We start from the raw sequence: 2,488 nt of genomic DNA, 5'->3' as shown, positions 1-2,488 counted from the left end.
CACCAGGCGCGCACCGCCGGCATCGGCAACGTTGGGCAGGATCAGCAATTGGGCGTGGTGCAGGGCGTGGAAGGCGGTGGCGTGGGCGGTCATGGCGGGTCAGTCCTTTGAGTGGGCTTTGTTGTTGAAGGCGCCTGTCATATCAAGAATCGGCCCGGCATCGCAATCGATAACACACCACTGGTCGACATTTCCCACGTTGATGTCGATTGAGCGCCTGATGGATCGACTACAGGCAGAACAACCCGTCGAATCAGGAGAGTGATCATGTCTTACGTAGATGGCTGTGTGATCGCGGTGCCCACCGCAAAACGCGAACAATTCATCCAGCACGCCAAGGCCGCCGCCGTGGTGTTCAAGGAACATGGTGCGCTGAATATCATCGAGTGCTGGGGCGATGATGTACCTCAGGGGCAGGTGACCTCGTTTCCCATGGCGGTCAAGCTCAAGGAGGATGAAACCGTGGTGTTTTCCTGGATCGTCTGGCCGTCGCGGCAGGTGCGTGACGCCGGGATGAGCAAGGTGATGGAAGACCCGCGCCTGAAGGCAGACGTCAATCCGATGCCGTTTGATGGGCAACGGATGATCTATGGCGGATTTGAGATGATCCTCAACACCTGAGGCCAGGCGTTCATGGACGGCGGCTGTAGTCCGATCGCCTGTCGCAGGGTAGGACCGACGATAACTCTGGTGCAAGACCAGTGCGAAAACTCTGCAAAACAAGGACTTGACGCGATTTGTCTGACAGAAACGTCGGGTAGACAACCCGGCGAGGTGGGCTAAGTTCAAGGCGCTTCCCATGAGGGGAAGTCTTCAATCAAGGAGTGACTGAAATGAACAAACCCCAGACTCAACTCAGGCATGGTCGCGTCGTGACACCCGCCAGTCGTGGCTCGGTGGCGGTAGAGCGTGGCCTGCTGGAAAACTGGCAAGTCAACGAAATGGAAGGCGGCAAGAACTTCCCGGCCCTCAACGCCGGGCCGTTTCCGGCGCCTTACGAAACCGACGATCAAAGCGTCACGCCGCCCGCCGACGGGCACATCCTCAGCGGCGGCAAGACCGATGCCCGCGACTGTGTGAACTTCACCGACGAAGAAATGGCTAAAAAGCTCAACACTCCGTTTAACTGGCCGTTGTTGAATGTTGAAGCCGGCCAGGTGTTCAAGGTGCAGTGGGATTACACCGCCGCGCACGTGACCCGTGGCTATCGCTGGTTGATCACCCGGGACGGTTGGGACCCCAAGCAACGCATCAGCCGTGCTCAACTGGAGCCCAAGCCGTTCTTCGAGGACTTCTACACCCAGGTGCCGTACTACCAGCACTCGGCTGAACTGAAGGCCAAGGTTGAACATCAAGTGACATTGCCCAAGGGCAAGAAGGGCCGACATGTGCTGGTGTTGATGTGGATCGTGGCCAACACCGGCAATGCGTTCTATCAGGCGTTTGACGTCGATTTCAACTAGCGGCAACTGAACCTGGAGGAACAACATAAATGTGGCGAGGGAGCTTGCTCCCGCTGGGCTGCGAAGCAGCCCTAAAAATCGGGGGCGCTTCGCACCCCAGCGGGAGCAAGCTCCCTCGCCACAGGTGTTGCGTTCAGCGCTGGGCCAACCAGTAGTCGTGCAACGCACGGGCGGCCGGTTCGATAGCGGCTACCCGTTGCTGATGGGCATTTACATCCAGGTCTGCCGGCAGTTCAAAGTTGTCCTGCTCGGCGCACCAGGAAATCTTTTCCAGTTGCCCGGCCTGTTCGGCAGGCAGCTCTGGCCAGTTGCCGATAGCGGCGCCACGGATATAACCAAAGCACCATTCTTCCGCCAGGGTCAGTGGCTGGTCCTGATGCTCGGTTTCCTCGAAACGTGCCTTGAAACCCTGGGCGTCGGTCGCCAGTTGCGTGGCAATGGCGTTCATATGGCGCACGCACAGTTCAAGGAACTGGCCAGCTTCTTCCGGGCTTTCCCAATCCGGGTTCTGCCCACCAAAGATACCGGGGAACCATTCGGCAACCTCCACCTGCGCGGGGCTTGAAACCAGGGCGGTGAAGTAACCGTCGAGCTCGGCCAGGTTCAGCACCGAGTGGTCGTCGCCGTACTTGAGCAGGGTGTCGTCGATGAACTCGAAATCGGCGGGGGCGAGGGGTTGGTCGTGCATGGGCATATCCTTTGTGCGTGGAACGCCGCTGATGGGGCGGCTTAAAGCGCGGAGGATGGCGCGTGTCGGGGTTTTAATCCAGCTTCTTCAACGCTTTTCCCACAGGACGCACAGCTTGCTCATGCACATCGAACCTGCCACCGCGAGAATGATCGGCACCAGGAAGTCATGGTCGATGCGGGTGAATTCCGCCACCAGCACGATTGCCGTCAACGGCATGCTCATGCTCGATGCCAGGAACGCCGCCGCACCGATGATCGCGAAAGCCCCCAGCGGCACGCCGGGCCACAACAGGCTCCAGGCGCCGCCGAGGATGATGGCGAGCAGGGCGCCGTTG

Annotated in this window: 4 protein-coding genes and 1 pseudogene; 2 read left to right on the top strand and 3 right to left on the bottom strand. The window is 59.5% G+C overall.

Translation table 11 applies throughout. The features are described 5' to 3' along the window. Positions 1–93: pseudogene (locus tag HX846_RS29455) on the bottom strand (isocitrate lyase/phosphoenolpyruvate mutase family protein); the annotation flags it as partial. A 174-nt stretch (positions 94–267) separates the two neighbouring features. On the opposite strand from HX846_RS29455, the gene HX846_RS29450 reads away from it, so the two are divergent. Next, complete coding sequence (locus HX846_RS29450) at positions 268–621, top strand: DUF1428 domain-containing protein (protein ID WP_008430817.1); 354 nt, start codon at positions 268–270, stop codon at positions 619–621. 212 nt (positions 622–833) lie between these two features. After that, positions 834–1,463, top strand: a complete 630-nt coding sequence (locus HX846_RS29445) for a lytic polysaccharide monooxygenase auxiliary activity family 9 protein (protein ID WP_134326714.1) — start codon at positions 834–836, stop codon at positions 1,461–1,463. Between the two features lie 133 nt (positions 1,464–1,596). On the opposite strand, the gene HX846_RS29440 is transcribed toward HX846_RS29445, so the two are convergent. Both HX846_RS29440 and HX846_RS29435 read right to left on the bottom strand, forming a co-directional pair. Further along, positions 1,597–2,151, bottom strand: a complete 555-nt coding sequence (locus HX846_RS29440; protein ID WP_008430812.1) for a UPF0149 family protein — start codon at positions 2,149–2,151, stop codon at positions 1,597–1,599. A gap of 87 nt (positions 2,152–2,238) precedes the next feature. Continuing rightward, positions 2,239–2,488: chloride channel protein (locus tag HX846_RS29435; protein WP_178966711.1), on the bottom strand; the 250-nt coding region annotated here is incomplete at its 5' end.

The organism is Pseudomonas sp. K5002 (assembly GCF_013386655.1).
Classification (GTDB): Bacteria; Pseudomonadota; Gammaproteobacteria; order Pseudomonadales; family Pseudomonadaceae; genus Aquipseudomonas.
The sequence above is the reverse complement of the archived record's forward strand: the minus strand, read 5'-3'. Positions and strand labels throughout refer to the sequence as shown.